The organism is Marilutibacter chinensis (assembly GCF_021725675.1).
Lineage (GTDB): Bacteria > Pseudomonadota > Gammaproteobacteria > Xanthomonadales > Xanthomonadaceae > Marilutibacter > Marilutibacter chinensis.
This window is the reverse complement of the sequence record NZ_JAKJPO010000007.1, coordinates 120,036-141,431: the sequence shown is the minus strand read 5'-3', so window position 1 is coordinate 141,431 and position 21,396 is coordinate 120,036. Positions and strand designations below refer to the sequence as shown.

Here is a 21,396-nt window from a genome sequence, read left to right as displayed (position 1 = left end):
CCAAGGGACCGGATCGCCGTTGCCCGTCAGGGCTCCGGCGGAGTATCGGCGGGGGCCGGTTCCTCGGGCATGGTCGACGGGTCGTCCGGCGCGATCGGATCAGGCGGCGTGAGCTCGTCGTCGATCGGGTCCGGTGTCGGCGACGGATACGCGTTCTCGGTTCCGGCATCCATGTCCCCGTCGGTGTCCGTTTCAGGCAGGGTGGTGTCGTCGGCCGGCAGCGTATCGGTGGGCTCGGACGGCATCGGCTCGGGCGCGGTGGTGTCCGGCGCGGTTGGCGTCGGTTCCGATGGCGGCGGAGTCGGTTCGCAGGCCGTCAGTCCCATGACGAGCAGGGCCGCGATCGGGAGCAGGGTCAGCGGCTTCCGGTACGCGGTCCCCGGGGTGGCGGCGTTCGGGATGGATGTCTTCTGGAGGCGGTTCATTTTGAATCTCCCTGTGTGGGGAAAGACGCCGGCCTCTGCAGGCCATGCGGGTTGGGGGCACCGGGAGGTGCCGTCGGCGCGTGTCCATCAGGGCACGGGCGGTTCGTCGTCGATGGATGCGTGTTCCGTCGGCGTCAGCAGGCCGTCTTCGTTGAGATCGGCATCGTCGAAACGGAGGGTCAGGGCCGCATCCGCGGCGGCTTCCTCCCGGGTCAGCTGGCCGTCGCCATTGCGGTCCAGGTCCGCGAACGCCGGCGGCACCGGCGGCGCTTCTTCGGATTCGACGGGCGAGGCCTGCTCCTGTTGTTCCTGCGCTCGTTCCTGCGTCTGGGCATGCGGCGCCGGCAGGTACGCGATCGACGCGAACGCCACCAGCCACCCGGCGGCGGCCGGCCCCGCCCTTGCCAGAGACGAGCATGGGCCTTGTTCCCTGGAGGCGTGCTTCCCGGGAGCGCATTTGTCGGGGGCATCGGTCGACATGTTCGGACTCCTGAACGCGTTGCGTTGGAATACGGGTCCGACGCTATCGCTGCGGATGCGATCCATGTGCGAGCAAGCGATGAAGGTTTCGTAATTCGGTGAACACGGGCCGGAATCGTGTCAGCGTGCGTTCACCCCCGTTGTCGAGGGGCATCCTCCGGCTGAATGCCGATGGTGAGAGGAAGCGGCGCGTGTGGCGCGGGCCCGATCGGGGATGCCCGGCGATGCGCTTTTTCCCCGGTGCGTGCCGTCCCAGGAGAGCGGGGTCCGGCAATCGGCGAACGGATGACGCCACGTTGCCCGGGTCCGCCTGCGGCCGGCGCTGTCGTCCGGCGAGAGGTGGCGGCGGGTGTCGCCGCGTATCGGATGGTTCTAGTCCAGCTCGCGGTGATGCACCGCCACCTCGTCCCAGCCCTGCTGGCGCGCGTGCTCGGCCATGCGTTCTGCGAGATAGACCGAGCGATGACGGCCGCCGGTGCAGCCGAATGCGACCGTGACGTAACTGCGGGTGGTGTCTTCGACCATGCGCGGCAGCCAGGTGTCGAGAAACGCGCCGACCTGGGACAGGTACAGGCCGACGTCGGTCTGCTGGTCGAGGTATTCGCGGATGGCGGCATCGCGTCCCGAAAGCGGCCGCAGCGTCGCATTCCAGTGCGGATTGGGCAGGCCGCGGGCGTCGAACACGAAGTCGGCGTCGGCCGGCACGCCGTGCCGATACGCGAAGGATTCGAACAGCAGCGAGACGGCATTGTCGCCGCTCAGCCCGAACCCGGTGATGATGTGCCGTCGCAGCTGGTGCACGTTCATCTCGCTGGTGTCGATCACGGTATCGGCGATCTGCCGCAGCGGCCGTGAGACCTGGCGTTCGAGCGCGATCGCGTCGGCCAGCGGCAGCCCGAGCCGGCTCAGCGGGTGTCGGCGACGGGTGTCGGCATAGCGCCGCAGCAGCACCTCGTCGCTGCTTTCGAAATAGACCAGTTGCGGATCGAAGCCGAGCGCACCGACCGCCGACAGCCACTCCGGAATCTTCGCCAGGTCGCTGTGCCGGTTGCGCACGTCGATCGCGACCGCGAGCTTGGGCGGCGCGCCATCGTCGTTGTGCACGCTGCGGACGAACTGCGGCAGCAGGTCCGCCGGCAGATTGTCGACGCAGTAGTAGCCCAGATCTTCCAGGGTCTTCAGCGCCACCGACTTGCCCGAACCGGACATGCCGCTGACGATCACCAGCACCGGAGCGGCGGCCGCCGGCGACGGCGTCGCGTCGGTGTCCTCGGTCATGCTCACGTATCCCCCCGTTCCAGGAAGTTGCTGTGCCGGGCGATGAACGCGGCGGCCGGATCCATGCCCTTCATCCGCAGGCTGTGCAGCCGCGTCGCGGCCTCGGCGAGCACCGCGAGGTTGCGGCCAGGCATCACCGGCAGGGTGATCGTCGGCACGTCCAGGTCGAGGATGCGGCGGGTGCCGCTGTCGCCGGTCAGGCGCTCGATGCCGGTCGGCAGCGGCTCGGCCATCGGCCGGGTCAGGTGGATGACCAGGCGCAGGTACTTGTTGCCCTTCACGGCGGTGTCGCCGAACATCTCGCGGATGTTGAGCACCCCCAGGCCGCGCACCTCCAGCAGGTCCTGGAGCATGTCCGGGCAGGTGCCGTCGAGCACGTCGGGCGCGATCTGGGTGAACTCGGGAGCATCGTCGGCGACCAGCCGATGGCCGCGGGTCACCAGTTCCAGCGCCAGCTCGCTCTTGCCCGAGCCGGATTCACCGGTGATTAGCACGCCGATCGAATAGATCTCCATGAACACGCCGTGCAGGGTCACCCGCGGCGCCAGCGTGCGCGCCAGGTGGTACTGCATGTGGTTGAGCAGCTCGTGGCCGCGGCGGGGCGAGACCCACAGTGGCGTGCCGGACTCCTCGGCGGCCTCGCGCAGGTCTTCGGGGCAGGGCTGTTGCTTGCTGATCACCATCGCCAGCGGCCGCGACTGGATGATCTTCTCGATCGTCTCCCAGCGCAGGCGCGAATCCAGGGAGTCCAGCCAGGCCAGCTCCTCGGTGCCGAGGATCTGCACCTTGTTCGGATAGATGGTGTTGAGATAACCGGCCAGCGACGGCCGGCGCGCGACCGTCTGCACCGACTCCAGCACCCGCCCGGCGCCCGCCTCGCCCGCGATCCAGCGCAGGTCCAGCCGGTCGCGCTGCTGCTCGAACAGCTCGCCGGCGCTGATGCTCGCGTTCATGTCCGGCGTCCCGGGCGGTGCCGCATCCGGGCCGGGTCCGGATCCATGCCGCGGGTCGGTGGGCGCGTCCAGTCGATCATTCACTCGGTCGATGCCGTGATGCCGGGTGCGTCATGTTAGCCGGGACGCCGTCGACATGCCGCCGACGTCGCGCCGGGCGGCATGGAGCGGCGGTTCGCTGCCCCGCTCAGAGGCTGAAGTCGCCGTTGCGGGCCAGGCTCTCGCCGCGGTGGTGGTCGACCATCTTTTCCTTGTGCTTCATCAGCAGGCGATCGAGCTTGTCGGCAAGCAGGTCGATCGCGGCGTACATGTCGATGGCGTTGGCATCGGCATGCAGGGTACGGCCGGCAATGCTGACGGTCGCCTCGGCCTTGTGTTCGGGTTTGTCGAGGCTGAGCTGGGCGCGCACGTCCAGCGGCTGCTCGTAATGGCGTTCCAGGCGCGACAGCTTGGTCTCGATGTAGTCGCGCAGGGCCGGGGTGACGTCAATCTGTTGGCCGTGGGTTTCGATACGCATCGCAGACCTCCTGGTTAATCGCAGTGTTGATCGCAGTGGGAACCCGGCTTCGGCGGGTGCGGGCGCGAGGCCGGAATCACAGCATCGCACGATCGACGCCGGAGGTGCATGCCCCAGGCGGCCGGTCCGTTCGCGGCGGGCGCGGCATCCATCCGGGCAGCGTTTCAGCCGATTCTCACGCGATCCTGCGACGACGGGATGTTCATCGCCTCGCGGTACTTGGCGACCGTACGCCGGGCCACCGGCACCCCGGAGGACTTCAGCGTCTCGGCAAGGCGGGCGTCGGACAGCGGCTTGCGCGGATCCTCCGCGTCGATCAGTTCGCGGATCATCGCCTGGATCGCGGTGCTGGAGGATTCGCCGCCGCTGTCGTTGCTGACGCCGGAGGCGAAGAAGCCGCGCAGGGGGATCGTGCCGCGCGGGGTACGGGCGTACTTGCGGGCGATCGCGCGCGAGACGGTGGATTCGTGCAGGCCTACCTCGGCGGCCACTTCGCGCAGGGTCAGCGGCCGCAGCGCGCTGTCGCCGAACTCGAGGAAGCCGGCCTGCTGGCGGATCAGGCACTGGACCACCTTGAGCAGGGTCTCGCCGCGCGCTTCCAGGCTCTTGAGCAGCCAGCGCGCTTCCTGCAGGTGGCCGCGCAGGTAGCTGGCATCGGAAGCGCTGGCGCCGCGGATCATGCCCTCGTAGCCACGGTGGATGGTGATGCGCGGGCGCATGCTTTCGGCCAGCGAGACCCGCCACAGTCCGTGCTGGCGCCAGATCACCACGTCCGGCGCGACATAGGTGTCGCTGCCGGTGCCGCCGATCTGCGAACCGGGCCGGGGGTCGAGCGAACGCAGCAGTTGCACCGCGGTCTCCACCTGGTCGACGGAGAGCTTCATCTCGCTGGCCAGGCCCGCGACGCCGACCTTGGCCAGGCGTTGCAGCGGCCCGTTCGCCAGCCGGTGGGCGAGTGTCCTGCCGGGCGTGTCGTCGGGCATCGGCTCCAGCTGCAGTCGCAGGCATTCGCCCAGGTCGCGCGCGCCGACCCCGGCCGGGTCGAAGCGCTGGATCGTGTGCAGCACGGTGAGGATCTCTTCCATGCCGGCCTGGATGTCCGGTGCCAGCGATGCCGCGATCGCGTCCAGCGGCTCGCGCAGGTAGCCGTCGTCCTCGATCGCCTCGATCAGGATCACGCCGATGCGGCGGTCGCGTGGCGAAAGGTGGCTGAGGTGCAACTGCCAGAGCAGGTGGTCGTGCAGGGTCTCGTCGCTGGCGACCTGTTCGGCGGCGTGCTCGTCATGGCCGTCGCCGGCCGGTCCGATCCGCTCGTACCAGGGCTCGCCGTCGCCCGGCGGCCAGTCGTCGACCGCTTCCACCTGCACGACCTGTTCCGCAAGGCTGTCGTGCGCGGGCGCGTCGTCCGCGCCGGAATCACTGTCGGCGCCGGACTCGATCGCGGTCTCGTTCCAGTCCAGCAGCGGATTGGTCTCGACCGCATTGGCCAGCTCCAGCTCCAGCTCGGTGGCGGACAGCTGCAGCAGCCGGATCGCCTGACGCAGCTGCGGCGTCATGACCAGGCTCTGTCCGAGTGCGGGTTGGAGGCGGGGCTTCATGGCCTAGTCGGGAGTCGCGTGCGGTCGGGCATGGGGCAGCGCGCCGGACACGCACCCTCGCCGCCGCGGGATGACGCGCCTGCGCGCGACACCTGCGGTCATGCCAGGGCGTGGAGCCACCCGCAACCGGGGCTCCGCGTCAAAGACGGAAGGTTTCCCCCAGGTACACGCGGCGCACGTCCGGATTCGCCAGCAGCGTGTCCGGAGCCCCCTGCGCGAGCACGCCACCGTCGTTGAGGATATACGCGCGGTCGCAGATTCCCAAGGTTTCGCGCACGTTGTGGTCGGTGATCAGCACGCCGATGCCGCGATTCTTGAGGTGGCGCACGATTCGCTGGATCTCGCCGACCGAAATCGGATCGACGCCGGCGAACGGCTCGTCGAGCAGGATCAGCCGCGGCTGCGCCGCCAGGGCGCGGGCGATCTCGACGCGCCGGCGTTCGCCGCCGGACAGGCTGGCGCCGAGCTGGTCGGCGACATGGGTGACCTGCAGTTCGTCCATCAGGCTGGCCAGCTCGCGCTCGCGGCCGGCCTTGTCCAGGTCCTCGCGCAGCTCCAGCACCAGCCTGATGTTGTCGGCGACGTTGAGCTTGCGGAACACCGACGGTTCCTGCGGCAGGTAGCCGACCCCGTACTTGGCGCGCGCGTACATCGGCTCGGAGGTGATGTTCTTGCCGTCGAGCTCGATCCGGCCGGCATCGGCCGGGATCAGCCCGACGATCATGTAGAAGCAGGTGGTCTTGCCGGCGCCGTTGGGACCGAGCAGGCCGACCACTTCGCCGGCATCGAGGGTCAGGCCGAAATCCTTGACCACCTCGCGCGAACGGTAGGCCTTGCGCAGGCCCTCGGCGACCAGCATCAGTCGCTCTCCGGCTGGTCGGCCGGCGCCGGGTTCTTCGGCTCGATGCGCATGCTGACCCGGCCGCTGTCGGTGCCGTTGCGGGTCGCCTGCACGCGCCCGGTCTTCATGTTGTAGACCACGCGCGGGCCGTTCATCGTGTTGCCGCGCTGGTTCACGGTGACGTTGCCGGTCAGGGTGACGGTATCGGTGGTCAGGTCGTAGACGATCCGGCTGGCATCGGCCGAGAACGGGCTGCCGTCGTCCATCTCCTGCTTCAGCCTGGCCGGGTTGCCGGTCAGCACGACCTGGGTCGGCTCGTTGTTGCGGATGCTGACGTCGGCCCGCGCCGAGCGGATGTCGAGCGTGCCCTGGGTGATGACGACGTTTCCGCTGAGCACGGTCGGCTGGCTCTCGTCGAGCGCGTGCACGACGTTGTCGGCATCGATCAGCATCGGCTTGGTCCGGTCCGACGAGCGCGCCAGCACGCCGGCCGGAAGCGCGACCAGCAACAGCGCAGCCAGCATCAGCGCGGTACGGCTAGCGTTCGGTGTTCTCATATCGGGATCGGGTGTCCTTGAGGGTGATCCGGTTGCGCTCGAGGTCGGCCTCGAGCCCGCGGCCGTTCATTATGAGCCCGGGCTGGGTGAGCGTCACTTTAACCGGCGAGGTCGCCCGCCTGTCCTCGGGGAACACGTTCAGCTGCTCGGTTCGCATCGTCACAGGCCTGCCGGCGGCGTCCTTGCTGTCTGCCTGGACCTTGCCGCGCAGGCGGATCTCGTCGCCGCCCTCGCTGACCCAGGCGGTCGTCGAGCGCACTTCCCAGGCGCTGCCTCCACTGTCGCCGGCCGGTGGAATCAGGAACAGCGGAGTCTCGATGTCGAGGGTCCTGGCATTCGGGTCGCGTGCCAGCCTCGGGGCGCTCAGGGTGAACGACTCTTGGCCCCGGTCGTCGAGCGCGATCAGCTCGAAGTCGTTGAGGATGTAGTCGGGCGTTTCGGTGCCGGTCGCCGGTGCGAGCTCGCGGCTGCGCTGGTTCCACAGCGCCCAGCCGCTGGCCAGGGCGCCGGCGAGCAGGACCAGCGTGACCAGGCCGCGCCAGTTCATGCCCGGGTCCCGTCGCTGGCGGCGCCGGTGATGTCGGACAGCAGCGCCTCGGCATGACCCTGCGCGGCCAGCAACAGGTCGCAGAACTCGCGGACCGCGCCATGGCCACCGGCCGCCCGCGTGCGCCAGCGGACGCGCTCGCGGGTCCAGATGTGCGCATTGGCAGGTGCGGCGGAAAGGCCGACCCGGGTCATCACCCTGAGGTCCGGCAGGTCGTCGCCCATGAAGGACACCTCGTCCATGCCGAGGCCCAGGCGGTCGGCGATCGCCTGTACGCAGGCCAGCTTGTCCTTGACCCCGGTATGGGCTTCCACGCCCAGCTCCTCGGCACGCCGTTCGGCCGCCGCGCCGGCACGGGCGGTCACGAACGCGACCGCGATGCCGGATTTGCGCAGCATCACCAGGCCCATGCCGTCGTGGATGTGGAAGAACTTGTACTCGCCGCCCTCGCTGTCGAAGCCCACCAGCCCATCGGTCAGCGTACCGTCGACATCGAAGCAGGCCAGGCGGATGCGCGCGGCGCGTTCGCGGATGTCGGCGGGGTAGTCGTTGAGGTGGCTGTAGGGCATGGAGCAGGTCTGGAATGGGGGGGGAAAGGAGCGGGGATGGAGGCCGGTACACCGGTTGGCCCGTCTCCTGCCTACGCGGGTCTTTACACCACCCGCGCCCGCAACAGGTCGTGAATGTTGAGGGCGCCGACGACGCGCCGGTCGTCGTCGACGACCAGCAGGCCGCTGATCTTGTGCGTTTCCATCAGTCGCGCCGCCTCGACCGCGAGCGCGTCGGCACCGATGGTCTTGGGGTCGCGGGTCATCACCTCGCCGATCCGGGTCGAGCGCAGGTCGACCGCGGCATCGTCGAGGCTGCGGCGCAGGTCGCCGTCGGTGTAGAGCCCGAGCAGCCGGCCGGCGTCGTCGACGATCGCGGTCATGCCCAGGCGCTTGCGGCTGATCTCGACCAGTGCCTGGCTGACCGTCGCGTCGGCGTCGATCCGCGGCACGTCGTCGCCGGCATGCATCACGTCGGTGATGTGCAGCAGCAGGCGACGTCCGAGCGAGCCGGCCGGATGCGAACGGGCGAAGTCGTCGGCGGTGAAGCCGCGCGCTTCCAGCAGCGCGACCGCCAGCGCATCGCCCATCGCCAGTGCCGCGGTGGTGCTGGACGTCGGCGCCAGGTCGAGCGGGCACGCCTCGGCGGGCACGGTGACGTCGAGGTGTACATCGGCCTCACGGGCGAGGGTCGAGTCCGGGCGGCCGGTCATCGCGATCAGCGGATTGCCCTGGCGCCGCAGCACCGGCAGCAGCATCAGCACCTCGTCGCTTTCGCCGGAATTGGACAGCGCCAGCACCACGTCGGCGTCGGTGACCATGCCCAGATCGCCGTGGCCGGCCTCGCCGGGATGGACGAAGAATGCCGGGGTGCCGGTCGAGGCCAGGGTCGCGGCGATCTTCCGTGCGACATGGCCGGACTTGCCCATGCCGGTGCAGACCACGCGGCCGGACGTGTCCAGCATCAGCCGGCAGGCGGCGGCGAAACCGGCGCCGACGCGGGCGCCGACCGCGGCCAGCGCCTGGCCCTCGATTTCGAACACGCGGCGCCCGCAGGCGGCCAGGCCATCATCGGTGACGGAGGCAATGGGACTCGCGGTGGAAGGAATGGCGGTCATCGATGACGATCCGGTGCGCGACCGGGATTTATGGCGGGGAGGGTTTGGGCTAGGCTAATCCGTCGATTCTAGGCGGTTCGCGGCGCGTTTGCCCGTCGGCCCCTGCCTGCCTGGACCGCGCGACACCCGGACGACGCATCGTCGGTGGCGCTTCCCGCCGCCAGGGCGTCGGCGTTCCCGGAGCCGCCCCATCCAGCTTCCGTTCCATCCGCATCTGCAAGGATTCCCGACGTGACCCCCGCCACCATCCAGTCATTGATCGAACAGGGCCTGCCCGGTGCCCGCGCCGACGTGCGCGGCGACGACGGCGTGCATTTCGAGGCCACCGTCGTCTGCGAGGCGTTCCGCGGCAAGCTGCCGCTGGCCCGTCATCGCCTGGTCTACGCGACCCTCGGCGAGCGCATGGGGGGCGAGATCCATGCCCTGTCGTTGAAGACCCTGACCCCCGAAGAGGCCGCCTGAGCGGCCTCCCGCACCTGGAACCCCCATGCAGAAAATCGTTGTCCAGGGCGGCCGGCCGCTCACTGGCGAAGTGCAGATATCCGGCGCCAAGAACGCGGTGCTGCCCATCCTCTGCGCGACGCTTCTGGCCGACGGGCCGGTCGAGATCAGCAACGTTCCGCATTTGCACGACGTCGTCACCACGGTGAAGCTGCTGGGCGAGCTCGGCGCCGGCATCACCATCGACGAGCAGTACGGCATCACCGTCGATCCGGCCACGGTGCACAGCCAGGTCGCGTCGTACGAACTGGTCAAGACGATGCGCGCCTCGGTGCTGGTGCTAGGACCGCTGCTGGCGCGTTACGGTCATGCGGAAGTGTCGCTGCCCGGCGGCTGTGCGATCGGCTCGCGTCCGGTCGATCAGCACATCAAGGGCCTGCAGGCGCTGGGCGCCGAGATCACGGTCGAGAACGGCTTCATCAAGGCCCGCGCCGAGCGTCTGAAGGGCGCGCGCTGCGTGTTCGACATGGTCAGCGTCGGCGCCACCGAGAACGTGCTGATGGCCGCGACCCTGGCCGAGGGCACCAGCGTGCTCGAGAACGCGGCGATGGAGCCGGAAATCGTCGACCTGGCCGAATGCCTTAAGGCGCTCGGCGCGCGGATCGAGGGCGCCGGCAGCAACCGGATCGTGGTCGAGGGCGTCGAATGCCTGCACGGTGGCCGCCATGCGGTGGTGCCGGACCGGATCGAGACCGGCACCTTCCTGGTCGCCGCGGCGATGACCGGCGGCCGCATCGTCGCGCGCCGTACGCGTCCGGACACGCTCGACGCGGTGCTCGACAAGCTGCGCCAGACCGGCGCGGAAATCGAGGTCGACGGCGACCGCATCAGCCTGGACATGGGTGGGGAACGCCCGCGCGCGGTCAACATCACCACCGCGCCGCACCCGGGGTTCCCGACCGACATGCAGGCGCAGTTCATGGCGTTGAACTGCATCGCCGACGGCGTGGGCGTGATCAACGAGACGATCTTCGAGAACCGTTTCATGCACGTGAACGAGCTGCTGCGGCTCGGCGCCGACATCCGCGTCGACGGCCACACCGCGGTCGTGCGGGGGGCCGAGCGGCTCAGCGGAGCACCGGTGATGGCGACCGATCTGCGCGCTTCGGCCTCACTGATACTCGCCGGCCTGGTGGCCGAGGGCGAGACCACGATCGACCGCATCTACCACCTCGACCGCGGCTACGAGAACATCGAGGAGAAGCTGTCGGGCCTGGGAGCCTGCATCCGCAGGATCAGCTGATCCCGCGGACGGGGCCGGCAGCCGGCGCCGTGGCGCCGGACCAACGGAGCCGATGCCGCGCCGGCGTCAGTGCAGCGCCTGGATCGTCAGTTCCAGCGAATCGCCGTTCTTGTTGCGCTGGACGATGCGCGCCGGTACCGGAATGCCCTCGACCACCCAGGCGGTGGTCTGGCGGCGGCCGTCGTCGCTGACCACCTTGGTCGCGGTGCGGGCCTCGCCGCCGATGTCGATGCTCTCCTGGCCGGCGGTGGTGTATTCGAGCTCCTTGATGCGGCCGTCGTCGACCATCCGGTAGTTCAACGGCCTGCCGGCGGCGAGATCGCGCACGATCGCGAGGTTGATCAGCAGTGCGTCCATGTCGCCCGGCCGCAGCGCGATCGGCCCGGCGCGGTCGGGTTTCACGTCGCCGCTCCAGCGCGCCTCGCCGCGGGCCCAGTCGTAGGTCGCGCTCTTGCGCGAGCGCTTGACCAGCACCTTGTTGGTGTCGTTGCTGCTCAGCGGGCGCCACTGGCCGTCCTTGACCTCGAACACGGTGACCTGGCTGAGGTCGGCCAACGCATTGCGCACGTTGAGGCTGTAGCGCCAGCGCCCCCGGTCCTCGCGCGCGAGGGTCATCTGGCCATTCGCTTCCATGCCCATGAAGTTGGCCTTGTAATCGGCGGTGAACGGCTCGATCGCATGCGCCGGCAGCAGCGTGGCCGCGGCCAGGGTGGCGGTCAGGGCGATCGCCGCGATCGGCTTGAATCGCTTGCGCGGGTTCGGCGCTGGTTTCATTTCGGCTTTCATCTATAGCACTCCCGTTGGCGGGGAAATCGGGCGGTCATGGTCCCGGTATCGTCGCGGTGGTGGCCGGCGCTCCGGCCCGGGTTCGGCGGATACGCCGTCGATGGCATGCAGTACCTCACTCGGCGGTCCCGTAATCGACCAGGCGCAGGTCGTAGGTGTCCTCGCCGTCCTCGCGCTGCAGCATCCGCACCGGCGTCGGTACGCCCTTGACCACCCAGATCACGGTCTCCTCGTTGTCGGGAGTGCCGTCGTCGATCGGCAGCCGGGTGACCCGCATCGCGTTGTAGCTGAGCTCGCCGACGGCCACGCCTTCCAGTTCCCCGGCGACCTGGTACGCATGGGGGCGGGCACGGCCGTTGTCGACATAGCGGTAGTGCAGGGTCTTGCCGGGCTCGGCGTCGCGGATCACCGCCAGGTTGATCAGCAGCCCGCTCATGTCGCCCGGCTGCAACGGGACCGGGCGCTGGCGCCAGTCCTTGATGTCGCCGGTCCAGCGCGCCTGCCTGGTCCTCCAATCGTAGCTGCCGGTACTGCGCTTGCGGGTGAACAGGGTCTTGCGCACGGTCGCCTGGCTCAGCGGCAGGAAGCCGCTGGCGGTGTCCTCGAACACGGTGCTCTGCTCGGCATTGATGCCGGCGAGCTTGAACAGGCCGCGCCCTCCCATGGTCAGGTCGACGCGCCAGCGCGGCGCGCCCAGCTCGACCACCTGAAGGGTCGCCTCGCCGAGTGCGTGTCCGCCGTTCAGGACCTGATAGCGGGCGATGAAGGGTTCGAGCGCCGGAGCCGGTTCGATCGCCAGCGTCGACGCCGCTGCCGGCGCTGCATCGGTCATGACCGGCTCGGCGGTCCGAGCCGTCGCCGTGACGGCGGTCAGCGCGACGGCAAGCATCGTGACGGCGAAACGGGCGGAAAAACGTGGCATGCGGCAGTGGTCCGGGGAAAGGATGGGAACGGCTTGCGGCAGGGTGGCGACAACACGGGCCGGTCCGGGCGGACGATCAGCCTAGCAGGCGGTCGTCATCGCCAAGTTGCAGCGGTGCGGCCAGCGGCCGGCCGTGATCGCAGACCTGTCCGTCCACCAGCCGCACCCGGCCCTCCACCAGGGCGCCGACGGTCGCCAGCAGCAGCGGATGCTCGCGGGCGAGCACCCGGGCCGACAGGCGCTCCACGTCGTCGTCCGGCAGCACCGGCACCCGGGCCTGGGCGATCACCGGTCCGCCATCCAGCTCGGCGGTAACGAAATGCACGCTCGCGCCGTGCTCGGTCGCCCCGGCGTCCAGCGCCAGCTGGTGGGTATGCAGGCCCTTGAAGGCCGGCAGCAGCGATGGATGGATGTTGATCATGCGGCCTTCTCGTGCCTCGACCACGTCTGCGCTGAGCAGCCGCATGTATCCCGCACAGACGATGAGGTCGGGCTGAACGTCGTCGACCCGGCTGAACAGTGCTTCATCGAAGGCCGCGCGGGTGTCGAAATCGCGCGGGCGCAGCGAAACCGCGGGGATCCCCGCGGCGCGTGCCCGTTCCACAGCACCGGCGCGGGAACGGTCGGAGAACACGCCGACCACCTCCGCGGCCAGATCGCCGCCGGCGATCGCGTCGATCAGCGCCTGCAGGTTGCTGCCCCGCCCCGAGGCGAGCACCGCGATCCGGCGCATCCGTTCAGCCGATCTTGACGCGGGAGTCGCCGCTGGCCGGGATCACCTGTCCGATGCGCCAGCTCGGCAGCTCCAGTCGGGCCAGGTCGGCCTCGACCGCCTCCGCGTCGGAGGGCGCGACCACCAGCACGAACCCGATGCCGCAGTTGAAGGTCCGCCACATTTCCTCGGTCGGGACCGCACCCTCGCGCTGCAGCCACTCGAACACGGGAGGCAGCGTCCAGCTGGACGCGTCGATGTCGAGACCCAGGCCCCCCGGGATCACCCGGATGATGTTCTCGGTCAGGCCGCCGCCGGTGATGTGCGCCATGCCGTGGATCGTGGCGTCCGCGCCGCCGCCGTGCTTCGACAGCAGCTCCAGTACCGGCTTCACGTACAGCCGGGTCGGTGCCATCAGCGCATCGGCGAGCCTGCGGCCGTCGGCGAGCGGATGGTCGGCCGGGCTGCCGGCGCGCTCGTAGATCCTGCGGATCAGCGAGTAGCCGTTGGAGTGCGGGCCGGACGAGGCGATGCCGATCAGCAGGTCGCCGTCACGGGTGCCGCTGCCGTCAAGCAGCTTCGACTTCTCGACCGCGGCGACGCAGAAACCGGCCAGGTCGTACTCGCCGGGCGGGTACATGTCCGGCATTTCGGCGGTTTCTCCGCCGATCAGCGCACAGCCGGACTCCTCGCAGCCGCGGGCGATGCCGCCGACCACCGCCGCGGCGGTGTCGATGTCGAGCTTGCCGGTCGCGAAATAGTCGAGGAAGAACAGCGGTTCGGCACCCTGCACGAGCACGTCGTTCACGCACATCGCGACCAGGTCGATGCCGATGGTGTCGTGGCGGCCGAGCTGCTGGGCCAGTTTCAGCTTCGTGCCGACGCCATCGGTGCCGGACACCAGCACCGGCTCCCGGTACTTGTTCGACAGGTCGAACAGCGCGCCGAAGCCGCCGAGACCGCCCATCACCTCGGGCCGGAAGCTGCGCTTGACCAGGGGTTTGATGCGCTCGACGAGTTCGTTGCCCGCGTCGATGTCGACGCCGGCGTCGCGGTAGGTCAGGGGAGTGGGGGTCACGGCACGGTCGCGGAAGGCGGCAAGGGTGTGGATTTTAGCAGCCGCACGCGCTGCGGTCGCGTGCGCGGATCCCCGTGAAGACGGCCATCGACGCGACCGGACGGCCGCCGTCGATGGACGTGCCGGCCCGGCTGCGGCACCATTCCGGGGATTCCGACAGCAATCCGGACGGCGAAACCTGCATGACTGGCGCACTGCGTACGGCCTTTCCCGCGATCAGGGCCGCGACCGGACCGGCCTACGGACCGGCCCTGACCCTGCTACTGCTTCTCCTGTCGCTGGCGGCCCCGGCAATGGCGCAGCGCGTCGAGGGCGACCGTGTCCAGGCCGATGACATCTATACGGCCGAGGTGGTGGTCCGCGGCCAGGGCGAGGCCGAGCGCAGATCGGCATTCGCGCGCGGACTGGCGCAGGTGCTCGGAAAGCTGTCCGGCGACAGCGCGGCGGCGTCGCGTCCGGGCGTCGGCCAGGAGCTGCGACGCGCCGAGGAATTCGTGACCGGCTACGACTACCGTCAGGACGAGGGCATCTCTTCCAGCGGTGCGCCGACCTACAAGACCGTGCTGGTGGCCCGTTACGACGAGGACGGCGTCGACGCGCTGGCCTCGACCCTGGGCATTCCGGTGTGGCCGGCGCCGCGCCCCAAGCCGGTGTTGTGGCTGGCGATCGACGACGGCAGCGGACCGCGCCTGGTCGGCCTGTCGAAGGCCAACGCCGCGCGCTCGGTGCTGGACCGCGCGCTCCAGCGCGGCTACCGCCTCGGTCTGCCGGGCGGCAGCGCCGCCGAGCAGGCGGTGGTCGGCGCGATCTGGCGCGGTGACACGGCCGCCGTGGCCCGCGCGTCGCAGCGCTACAGCCCGCCGATGCAGCTGATCGGCAAGCTGTACCGCCGCAACGGCGGCTGGGCCGCGGACTGGGTCTTCGTCGACCGCGGCCGGGTGCTGGCACGCTGGTCGGAAAGCGGAGCGGACGCCCGCATGGTCATGGCCACCGGTGCCGACGGCGCCGCCGACGCCTTGACCAAGCGTTACGCGAAGCGGACCGCGGTCGGTCCGGCCGGCAGCTACGCGGTCACTTTCCGCGGCATCGACAGCAGCGAGGACTACATGCGCCTGTCCGGCTATCTGCAGAAGCTGGCGGTGGTGCGTGCGATCCGGCCGCTGCGGGCCGACGCCGACGGCATGGTGCTGGAACTGGAGCTGCTGACGGGGCTGCCCGGCCTGAAGCGGATGGCCGAAGACGGCGACGTACTGGTGGCGCTGGATGCTGAGGCGCCGACGCCGCCGGGACCGGTGGTCGACGGCGGCGAGGAGACCGAAGCCGAGTCTCCCGCGCCCAGCGTGTACCTGGTGCGCTGATGCAGTCGATGGAATCGTTCGACGAAATCGCCCGCTTCCTGAAGCGCCTGCAGTGGGGTGCGCTGGTGCTGGCGCTGCTGTGGCTGCTGTGGGCGCTGGGGCCGATCCTGACCCCGTTCGTGCTGGGGGCGCTGCTGGGCTGGCTGGGCGATCCGCTGGTCGACCGTCTCGAACGTTCCGGACGCTCGCGCAACGTCGCGGTGACCCTGGTGTTCACCCTGATGGCGCTGCTGCTGGCGCTCGCGCTGCTGATCCTGGTGCCGATGATCGAGCGCCAGATCATGACCGTGCTGGAGCTGATGCCGAAGGCGCAGGCCTGGGTGATGGAGACCGCGCTGCCGTGGATCGAGGCGCGTACCGGCATGGAGCTGACCGGCTGGCTGGATCCGCAGGCGCTGATCCAGCTGGTGCGCAGCCACTGGCAGGAGGCCGGCGGGGTCGCGGCGACCTTCTTCGGCTATGTGTCGCGCTCCGGCATGGCGGTGGTCGCATGGGTGGCCAACATCGTGCTGCTGCCGATCCTGACGTTCTACTTCCTGCGTGACTGGGACAAGCTGGTCGAGCGTGTCGCCGCGCTGATTCCGCGCGACCGGATCGACACCGTCGGGCGGCTTGCGCGCGAATCCAACGACGTGCTGTCGGCGTTCCTGCGCGGCCAGATCCTGGTGATGCTGGCGCTCGGCGCGATCTACGCGATCGGGCTGAGCGTGGTCGGCCTGAAGGTCGGCCTGCTGATCGGCATCGTCGCCGGCCTGATCAGCTTCGTGCCCTATCTGGGCACCGCGACCGGGGTGGTGCTGGGCCTGATTGCTGCGTTCATCCAGCCCGACGGCGATTTCACCCTGGTGCTGATGGTCGCCGGTGTGTTCGTGGTCGGCCAGATGCTCGAAGGTTACGTGCTGACCCCGCGGATCGTCGGCGACCGGATCGGCCTCCACCCGATGGCGGTGATCTTCGCGATCATGGCCGGCGGCCAGTTGTTCGGCTTCCTCGGCATGCTGATCGCGTTGCCGGTGGCTGCGGTCGCCAACGTGCTGCTTCGCTATGCGCAGGAACGCTACACCCATAGCCGGTTGTACGCCGGCGCGCAGGCGGACACGGGCGCGACCGCGCCCGCAACGGTGCCGGTCGTCGCCGCCAGCGTCGACGATCCGGGCGTGCCTGCCAGCGAACTGGAGGCGCAGGACCCGGCAGCCGCCGACGAAGACGAAGGGCAGGGGCGGGGGTGACCGGTCCGCAGCTGCCGTTGGCACTGCGCTACCCGCCGGACCAGCGATTCGAGACCTACGTCGGCGCCCCGGAGGGCGTACTGGCGCAGTTGCAGGCGATCGCCGCCCATGGCGGCGGCGACTGGCTGTACCTGGCAGGGCCGGCTGGCGTCGGCAAGACCCACCTGATGCTGGCGACCTGCGCGGCCGCGGAGGCGGCGGGACGTCGGGTGGCCTACCTGCCGCTGCAGGCGGCCGCGGGGCGGCTCGGCGATGCGCTGCAGGCGCTGGAAGGCAACGACCTGGTCGCGCTGGACGGGCTGGAGGCGATCGCGGGACGGCGCGACGACGAGATCGCGCTGTTCGACGCGCACAACCGTGCCCGCGCGTCGGGGGCCTGCCTGCTCTATGCGGGCAGCGGCAACCCGGCCGAACTGGCGCTGATCCTGCCGGACCTGCGCTCGCGGTTGTCGCAATGCGCGCGGGTCGTGCTGGAGCCGCTCGACGACGACGGCCGCCGCGCGGTGCTGTCGCAGCGTGCGCAGCGGCGCGGGCTGGTGCTGGAGGCGGCCGCGCTCGACTGGCTGCTCAGGCGCGCCGGTCGCGACCTGACCGGCCTGACCGCACTGCTCGACCGGCTCGACCGTGCCTCGCTGGCTGCGCAGCGCCGGCTGACGGTGCCTTTCCTGCGCCAGGCGCTCGGCGACAGCCTCGGTCGCGACTAGCGCCTGTCGTCGCCGGCGGTCCCGGGCAGGTTTCCCGTTGCCCCGCCGATTGCCTGCCTGGACGTCAGCGGCAAGGGTCTTCGACTTCCTGCCAGACCAGCGGCTCCCAGTAGGCGTTCTCGCTGATCGTGCGGCTGCCGAGATCGCGGTCGAGGAAGCGCGCCCCCAGCCGGTAGCGGGTGTCCGGCCGTACCTCGATGACCAGTGCCTTGCCCGCACGCGCGCCGAGCCGGGAGAGCATGCGCGAGCGCTGGGTCCGCTGTACCGGATCGAAGCGGATGTCCTCGATGCGTTCGCTGACGATCACCACATGCAGGCCGGCCGGCAGCCGGTGCCGATTGGCGTCGATGGGCCGGCCGCCGCCATCGATGTCGATGATCTCGACCGGATACAGGCGGTCGCTGACGTGCGGCAGGGTGCCGCGGGTGGTGACGTAGCCGCAACCTTCCGGCGCCGGGTCGGAATCGGCCGTCGCGGCGGTGCCGGTCAGCGTCAAGGCGCGGCCGTCGCGCGATACCCGCAGTTCCAGCGGGCGCTGCACCGTCATCGCTTCGGCCATCACCCTGGAAGGTTCCAGCGTGTCGGTGAGCGGGCGGCCGTTTACCTCGAGGATGCGATCGCCGACACGCAGGCCGATCCGGTCGCCGGTGCCGCCGGGAGTGACCGCCAGCACCATCAGTCCGTCCGCATGCGCGCGGCGGACGTCGATCACCGCGTCGAGCGCATTGCCTCCGCTGGCCATTGCCGCGGCGAGGGCCGACGGGGACAGTGCCAGCGCCGCGGTCGGCAGCAGGCCGCGTGCCGGCGGCTCCGCCGCGACCGGCAGGGTGGGCAGAAGGGCCAGCAGGGCGATGCTCGGCAGGAGTCGGAAACGCAGCGGCATGGACATCACGAGGGGTTGGAGTCGGGGCGACGGCCCGATGACGGGAGCAGCATTTCGCGCGCGCGCCACAGCGGCGCGACCTCGTCGTCGCTGGCGCCGCGCTCGTAGGCGGCCTGCAGGGCGCGGTCGATCGCCCGCAGGCGGGCGACGGCCTCGTCGACATGCAGCGCCGGCGGCGCAACCGGCGCCTGCACCGTTGCGGTTTCGGGGGCGGTATCCTGCAGAGGCAGCGCGGGGCGCAGCAACGCCACCGCCACAACTGCCGCCGCGACGCCGGTCGCGCCGTGGATCACCCGTCGCCGGCGTCCATGCGAGGCGATGACGCGGTCGCGCAGACGGTCCGGCAGCCCGGGGTCGGGAAGGGCGCGCAGATGGCGGCGAAGCTGGGAATCGTAGTCGTTCATCGGCATGTTCATCGGACAATACGGCGCTGCGTGGGTTCGGTCGACTCTGGTTCCGGGGCCGGCTCCCGGGCGTCCTCCGAGGCGTGTTCCGTCGGTGGAGCATCGGCGGCGGCGTCGAGACTGCCGCGCAACCGCAGCAGGGCGCGCGAGAGCAGCGATTTCGACCAGCTCGGGGTGCGGCCGAAGCGCTCGGCCAGTTCGGTGTGGGACCAGCCCTCGACCTCGTGCAGCCACACAAGGGTACGGGCCTGCGGGCTCAGCCGTTGCAGCATCGCCGCCGCTTCCACGTGCGCGGCCGGGTCGGTCGCGGGACCGGCCCAGAGTTCACTGTCCGGACCCTCGTCGCCGGTATCCGCGTACAGGTGGCGGTGCTCGTGGCGCAGCCGGTCGATCGCCGCGTTGGCAACGACCTTCTTCAGCCAAGGTCGTACCGGGCGGTCGCTGCGGACGCTGCCGATGAACCGCAGCATCTTGACGAAGGCGTCGTGGGTCAGGTCCTCGGCCGCGGCCGGGTCGGCGGTCAGCCGCAGCGCCAGCGCGTGCACGGCACCGGCGTGGCGGGCGTACAGTTCGGCGAACGCCTGGCGATTGCCCCAGCGTGCCTTGCGTAGCAGTTCGGGTTCGTCCACGAGGTGGGTCACGGCCTGATCCATGATGGATCTGTACGGCTGAGCCGCCCGAACCGTCGCATATCCGCCGCATCGGCGGCGTGATGCCGCTCAGGTCGCCGGGGGCGGTGCGATGGCGGCCAGTCGTGCATCGAGTTCGGCCAGCCGTTGTGGCGTCCCGACGTCGGTCCAGGCACCGCGGTGGTGTTCGCCGCTGATCCGTCCGGCGTCCATATGGGCCTTCAGGATCGGAGCGAGGCGGAACCGGGGCTTGCCGTCGACCTGTTCGCAGTCGCCGATCACCGTCTCCCAGCCGTCGAGCAGCTGCGGTCGGTAGACGCCCAGGCCGGCATAGGTCAGGCGCTGCTGGCCATCGGCGCGCACCAGGCCGTCGGCGTCCAGCGCGAAATCGCCATGGGTCGCATGCGCCGGCCGATCGACCATCACCAGGTGCGCGAGGCCGTCCGGTTCCCGGGGCAGGCGGGCGAAGTCGTAATCGGTCCAGATGTCGCCGTTGACCAGGAGGAAGGCTTCGTCGGAGCCGGATGCGTCGGCGAGAAACGGAAGCGCATGCAGCATGCCGCCGCCGGTTTCCAGTGGCGTCGTTCCTTCGTATGCGCAGCGCAGCCTCAGGTTCCAGCGCGAACCGTCGCCGAGCGCCTGCGGGAACTGTGCGGCCAGCCAGCTGGTGTTGATCACGACCTCGCGCACGCCGCAGGCGGCGAGCTTCTCGAGATGCCAGACGATCAGCGGCCGGCCGCCGGCGCGCAGCAATGGCTTGGGCGTGTGGTCGGTCAGCGGACGCATCCGTTCGCCGAGGCCGGCGGCGAAGATCAGCGCCTTCATGCGTCGCCGCCGCGGGGCGATTGCGGACCGGCGGATCGCGCTGCGTCTCCTCGCTGCAAGCGCTCGAACGCGGGGCGCACGACGCCGTCGAGCAACTCGTGCAGCGGTCGCAACTGCGGATGCCGCGGCAGGACTTCGTCGAGATAGCCGAGGAAACGCGGTGCGTCGACGAGATAGCGGGGCTTGCCGTCGCGATGATGCAGGCGGGCGAAGATGCCGAGGATCTTCAGGTGGCGTTGCACGCCGAGCCAGTCGGCATCGCGCAGGAAGCGTTCCAGCGGCGGCACCGGCAGGCCCGCGTCGAGCGCGCGGGCGTGATAGCGCGCCAGCCAACCGTCCACCCGCGTCAGCGGCCAGCTGATGAACGCATCCTTGAACAGGCTGACCGGATCGTAGGCGATCGGTCCGGTCACGCAATCCTGGAAGTCCAGCACTGCCGGTCCGTCCGCGACCGGCCCGCTCTTGGCAGGCATGAGGTTGCGCGGCATGTAGTCGCGGTGGGTCAGCACCCTGGGCTGCGCGAGCACGTTGTCCATCAGCCGCCGCTGGGCGAGCTCCAGCCGCTCGGCGCCGGCGCAGTCCAGCGTTATTCCGAGGTGGCGATGCAGGAACCACTCCTCGAACAATCCTGCGTCGCGCTGCAACAGTGCTTCGCCGAACGCCGGCAGGTCGACCGGCGGTGTGATCCGTTGCAACCGCAGCAACTGCCCGATCGCGGCATCGAAGTGGGCGTCGGCGCTGTTCTCGTCGATGGTCTGGGCGAGGGTCGGTCCGCCGAGATCCTCCAGCAGCAGGAAGCCGGCCGTCTCGTCACCGGCAATGATCGCCGGTACGCGGACTCCGCCGCGTTCGAGCAGGGCATGGATGCGCAACCAGGGGTGGACGTCCTCCAGGCCCGGCGGCGCATCCATCAGGATCCGGTCCGGGGCCGTTCCGCGGGTTCGCCAATAGCTGCGATGGCCGGCGTCGAAGGACGCGCGCTCGAGTTCCAGGCCGGGTTGTCCGGTGGCGGCACGGACCCAGGCCAGGCGGTCGCGGGCGCGTGCGTCGGTATCGGCGGTCATGCAGGGACTTCAGGTCGTTCCGAAGCGCACAGCATAAACGCCAGGCCGCCGATGCCGGGCCCGGCGGACAGGTGCGAGATGCCGCAGGAGCGGCGTAAGCCGCGACGGGGCTTTCCAATGCAAGCCTGATCGCGGCTTACGCCGCTCCTACGCTCAAGAGGGGTGTGACCCGGCTCCCTGCGTCAGAAGGACGACT

25 protein-coding genes are annotated in these 21,396 nt (G+C 70.0%); 5 read left to right on the top strand and 20 right to left on the bottom strand.

From position 1 onward, the window contains the following. Positions 1 to 26: 26 nt before the first annotated feature. The 11 genes from L3V18_RS11870 to L3V18_RS11820 form a co-directional block, all read right to left on the bottom strand. On the bottom strand, positions 27 to 425 hold the full coding sequence (locus tag L3V18_RS11870) for a hypothetical protein (protein WP_237055124.1): 399 nt from the start codon (positions 423 to 425) through the stop codon (positions 27 to 29). Between the two features lie 87 nt (positions 426 to 512). Then, on the bottom strand, positions 513 to 905 hold the full coding sequence (locus L3V18_RS11865; RefSeq protein WP_237055122.1) for an EF-hand domain-containing protein: 393 nt from the start codon (positions 903 to 905) through the stop codon (positions 513 to 515). 372 nt (positions 906 to 1,277) lie between these two features. Further along, complete coding sequence (rapZ, locus tag L3V18_RS11860) at positions 1,278 to 2,183, bottom strand: RNase adapter RapZ (RefSeq protein ID WP_237055120.1); 906 nt, start codon at positions 2,181 to 2,183, stop codon at positions 1,278 to 1,280. A 2-nt stretch (positions 2,184 to 2,185) separates the two neighbouring features. Continuing rightward, positions 2,186 to 3,136: an HPr(Ser) kinase/phosphatase gene (hprK, locus tag L3V18_RS11855; protein WP_237055119.1), complete on the bottom strand. Its 951-nt coding sequence runs from the start codon at positions 3,134 to 3,136 to the stop codon at positions 2,186 to 2,188. Between the two features lie 187 nt (positions 3,137 to 3,323). Beyond that, complete coding sequence (gene hpf, locus L3V18_RS11850) at positions 3,324 to 3,653, bottom strand: ribosome hibernation-promoting factor, HPF/YfiA family (RefSeq protein WP_237055116.1); 330 nt, start codon at positions 3,651 to 3,653, stop codon at positions 3,324 to 3,326. Between the two features lie 164 nt (positions 3,654 to 3,817). Continuing rightward, positions 3,818 to 5,251 carry an RNA polymerase factor sigma-54 gene (locus L3V18_RS11845; RefSeq protein WP_237055114.1) on the bottom strand — a complete coding sequence of 478 codons (1,434 nt, stop codon included), beginning with the start codon at positions 5,249 to 5,251 and terminating at the stop codon, positions 3,818 to 3,820. A 139-nt stretch (positions 5,252 to 5,390) separates the two neighbouring features. Further along, positions 5,391 to 6,110 carry an LPS export ABC transporter ATP-binding protein gene (gene lptB / locus L3V18_RS11840; RefSeq protein WP_237055112.1) on the bottom strand — a complete coding sequence of 240 codons (720 nt, stop codon included), beginning with the start codon at positions 6,108 to 6,110 and terminating at the stop codon, positions 5,391 to 5,393. After that, the gene (lptA, locus tag L3V18_RS11835; protein WP_237055110.1) at positions 6,110 to 6,649 is read right to left on the bottom strand and encodes a lipopolysaccharide transport periplasmic protein LptA; all 540 of its coding nucleotides are present in this window, start codon (positions 6,647 to 6,649) and stop codon (positions 6,110 to 6,112) included. Before lptA ends, lptB begins: the two co-directional genes overlap by 1 nt. Then, entirely contained in the window at positions 6,630 to 7,196 is a 567-nt protein-coding gene (lptC, locus tag L3V18_RS11830; RefSeq protein ID WP_237055108.1) for an LPS export ABC transporter periplasmic protein LptC, read from the bottom strand. Before lptC ends, lptA begins: the two co-directional genes overlap by 20 nt. Further along, positions 7,193 to 7,765, bottom strand: a complete 573-nt coding sequence (locus tag L3V18_RS11825; protein WP_237055106.1) for a KdsC family phosphatase — start codon at positions 7,763 to 7,765, stop codon at positions 7,193 to 7,195. The genes lptC and L3V18_RS11825 overlap by 4 nt, the downstream gene beginning before the upstream one ends. Before the next feature lie 83 nt (positions 7,766 to 7,848). Continuing rightward, positions 7,849 to 8,862: a KpsF/GutQ family sugar-phosphate isomerase gene (locus tag L3V18_RS11820; RefSeq protein ID WP_237055104.1), complete on the bottom strand. Its 1,014-nt coding sequence runs from the start codon at positions 8,860 to 8,862 to the stop codon at positions 7,849 to 7,851. A gap of 231 nt (positions 8,863 to 9,093) precedes the next feature. On the opposite strand from L3V18_RS11820, the gene L3V18_RS11815 reads away from it, so the two are divergent. Then, a complete protein-coding gene (locus L3V18_RS11815; RefSeq protein WP_111265722.1) occupies positions 9,094 to 9,324 on the top strand; it encodes a BolA family protein in 231 nt (76 codons plus the stop codon). Between the two features lie 25 nt (positions 9,325 to 9,349). Then, positions 9,350 to 10,606 carry a UDP-N-acetylglucosamine 1-carboxyvinyltransferase gene (murA, locus tag L3V18_RS11810; RefSeq protein ID WP_237055102.1) on the top strand — a complete coding sequence of 419 codons (1,257 nt, stop codon included), beginning with the start codon at positions 9,350 to 9,352 and terminating at the stop codon, positions 10,604 to 10,606. Between the two features lie 66 nt (positions 10,607 to 10,672). Here murA and L3V18_RS11805 read toward each other — a convergent pair whose 3' ends face one another. The 4 genes from L3V18_RS11805 to purM all read right to left on the bottom strand — a co-directional run bounded on the left by L3V18_RS11805 (position 10,673) and on the right by purM (position 14,104). Next, positions 10,673 to 11,380: a DUF3108 domain-containing protein gene (locus tag L3V18_RS11805; protein WP_237055100.1), complete on the bottom strand. Its 708-nt coding sequence runs from the start codon at positions 11,378 to 11,380 to the stop codon at positions 10,673 to 10,675. Positions 11,381 to 11,507: 127 nt separating this feature from the next. Then, positions 11,508 to 12,314: a DUF3108 domain-containing protein gene (locus tag L3V18_RS11800; protein WP_237055098.1), complete on the bottom strand. Its 807-nt coding sequence runs from the start codon at positions 12,312 to 12,314 to the stop codon at positions 11,508 to 11,510. A gap of 76 nt (positions 12,315 to 12,390) precedes the next feature. Further along, entirely contained in the window at positions 12,391 to 13,047 is a 657-nt protein-coding gene (gene purN, locus L3V18_RS11795) for a phosphoribosylglycinamide formyltransferase (RefSeq protein ID WP_237055096.1), read from the bottom strand. Positions 13,048 to 13,051: 4 nt separating this feature from the next. Beyond that, complete coding sequence (purM, locus tag L3V18_RS11790) at positions 13,052 to 14,104, bottom strand: phosphoribosylformylglycinamidine cyclo-ligase (protein ID WP_237055094.1); 1,053 nt, start codon at positions 14,102 to 14,104, stop codon at positions 13,052 to 13,054. A 293-nt stretch (positions 14,105 to 14,397) separates the two neighbouring features. On the opposite strand from purM, the gene L3V18_RS11785 reads away from it, so the two are divergent. From L3V18_RS11785 to hda, 3 genes are read left to right on the top strand one after another with little or no spacing between them, the layout of a single operon-like run. Further along, positions 14,398 to 15,462, top strand: a complete 1,065-nt coding sequence (locus tag L3V18_RS11785; protein ID WP_237055324.1) for a DUF2066 domain-containing protein — start codon at positions 14,398 to 14,400, stop codon at positions 15,460 to 15,462. An 8-nt stretch (positions 15,463 to 15,470) separates the two neighbouring features. Beyond that, entirely contained in the window at positions 15,471 to 16,691 is a 1,221-nt protein-coding gene (locus L3V18_RS11780) for an AI-2E family transporter (protein ID WP_425493523.1), read from the top strand. Further along, positions 16,688 to 17,395 carry a DnaA regulatory inactivator Hda gene (hda, locus tag L3V18_RS11775; protein WP_237055093.1) on the top strand — a complete coding sequence of 236 codons (708 nt, stop codon included), beginning with the start codon at positions 16,688 to 16,690 and terminating at the stop codon, positions 17,393 to 17,395. The genes L3V18_RS11780 and hda overlap by 4 nt, the downstream gene beginning before the upstream one ends. Positions 17,396 to 17,459: 64 nt before the next feature. Here hda and L3V18_RS11770 read toward each other — a convergent pair whose 3' ends face one another. From L3V18_RS11770 to L3V18_RS11750, 5 genes are all read right to left on the bottom strand, one after another. Further along, positions 17,460 to 18,278 (bottom strand): PDZ domain-containing protein, encoded by an 819-nt coding sequence (locus L3V18_RS11770; protein ID WP_237055091.1) that lies wholly within the window; start codon positions 18,276 to 18,278, stop codon positions 17,460 to 17,462. Between the two features lie 5 nt (positions 18,279 to 18,283). Beyond that, complete coding sequence (locus tag L3V18_RS11765; protein WP_237055089.1) at positions 18,284 to 18,682, bottom strand: hypothetical protein; 399 nt, start codon at positions 18,680 to 18,682, stop codon at positions 18,284 to 18,286. Between the two features lie 8 nt (positions 18,683 to 18,690). Then, positions 18,691 to 19,323: an RNA polymerase sigma factor gene (locus L3V18_RS11760; protein ID WP_237055087.1), complete on the bottom strand. Its 633-nt coding sequence runs from the start codon at positions 19,321 to 19,323 to the stop codon at positions 18,691 to 18,693. A 78-nt stretch (positions 19,324 to 19,401) separates the two neighbouring features. Continuing rightward, positions 19,402 to 20,136: an N-acetylmuramate alpha-1-phosphate uridylyltransferase MurU gene (murU, locus tag L3V18_RS11755; RefSeq protein WP_237055085.1), complete on the bottom strand. Its 735-nt coding sequence runs from the start codon at positions 20,134 to 20,136 to the stop codon at positions 19,402 to 19,404. After that, entirely contained in the window at positions 20,133 to 21,200 is a 1,068-nt protein-coding gene (locus tag L3V18_RS11750) for an aminoglycoside phosphotransferase family protein (RefSeq protein WP_237055083.1), read from the bottom strand. Before L3V18_RS11750 ends, murU begins: the two co-directional genes overlap by 4 nt. Positions 21,201 to 21,396 lie beyond the last annotated feature (196 nt).

Coding starts and splice junctions, on each gene's coding strand:
- L3V18_RS11870 (WP_237055124.1), bottom strand. CDS start 425: ATGAACCGCCTCCAGAAGACATCCATCCCGAACGCCGCCACCCCGGGG.
- L3V18_RS11865 (WP_237055122.1), bottom strand. CDS start 905: ATGTCGACCGATGCCCCCGACAAATGCGCTCCCGGGAAGCACGCCTCC.
- rapZ (WP_237055120.1), bottom strand. CDS start 2,183: ATGACCGAGGACACCGACGCGACGCCGTCGCCGGCGGCCGCCGCTCCG.
- hprK (WP_237055119.1), bottom strand. CDS start 3,136: ATGAACGCGAGCATCAGCGCCGGCGAGCTGTTCGAGCAGCAGCGCGAC.
- hpf (WP_237055116.1), bottom strand. CDS start 3,653: ATGCGTATCGAAACCCACGGCCAACAGATTGACGTCACCCCGGCCCTG.
- L3V18_RS11845 (WP_237055114.1), bottom strand. CDS start 5,251: ATGAAGCCCCGCCTCCAACCCGCACTCGGACAGAGCCTGGTCATGACG.
- lptB (WP_237055112.1), bottom strand. CDS start 6,110: ATGCTGGTCGCCGAGGGCCTGCGCAAGGCCTACCGTTCGCGCGAGGTG.
- lptA (WP_237055110.1), bottom strand. CDS start 6,649: ATGAGAACACCGAACGCTAGCCGTACCGCGCTGATGCTGGCTGCGCTG.
- lptC (WP_237055108.1), bottom strand. CDS start 7,196: ATGAACTGGCGCGGCCTGGTCACGCTGGTCCTGCTCGCCGGCGCCCTG.
- L3V18_RS11825 (WP_237055106.1), bottom strand. CDS start 7,765: ATGCCCTACAGCCACCTCAACGACTACCCCGCCGACATCCGCGAACGC.
- L3V18_RS11820 (WP_237055104.1), bottom strand. CDS start 8,862: ATGACCGCCATTCCTTCCACCGCGAGTCCCATTGCCTCCGTCACCGAT.
- murA (WP_237055102.1), top strand. CDS start 9,350: ATGCAGAAAATCGTTGTCCAGGGCGGCCGGCCGCTCACTGGCGAAGTG.
- L3V18_RS11805 (WP_237055100.1), bottom strand. CDS start 11,380: ATGAAACCAGCGCCGAACCCGCGCAAGCGATTCAAGCCGATCGCGGCG.
- L3V18_RS11800 (WP_237055098.1), bottom strand. CDS start 12,314: ATGCCACGTTTTTCCGCCCGTTTCGCCGTCACGATGCTTGCCGTCGCG.
- purN (WP_237055096.1), bottom strand. CDS start 13,047: ATGCGCCGGATCGCGGTGCTCGCCTCGGGGCGGGGCAGCAACCTGCAG.
- L3V18_RS11785 (WP_237055324.1), top strand. CDS start 14,398: ATGGCGCAGCGCGTCGAGGGCGACCGTGTCCAGGCCGATGACATCTAT.
- L3V18_RS11780 (WP_425493523.1), top strand. CDS start 15,471: ATGGAATCGTTCGACGAAATCGCCCGCTTCCTGAAGCGCCTGCAGTGG.
- L3V18_RS11770 (WP_237055091.1), bottom strand. CDS start 18,278: ATGCCGCTGCGTTTCCGACTCCTGCCGAGCATCGCCCTGCTGGCCCTT.
- L3V18_RS11765 (WP_237055089.1), bottom strand. CDS start 18,682: ATGAACGACTACGATTCCCAGCTTCGCCGCCATCTGCGCGCCCTTCCC.
- murU (WP_237055085.1), bottom strand. CDS start 20,136: ATGAAGGCGCTGATCTTCGCCGCCGGCCTCGGCGAACGGATGCGTCCG.
- L3V18_RS11750 (WP_237055083.1), bottom strand. CDS start 21,200: ATGACCGCCGATACCGACGCACGCGCCCGCGACCGCCTGGCCTGGGTC.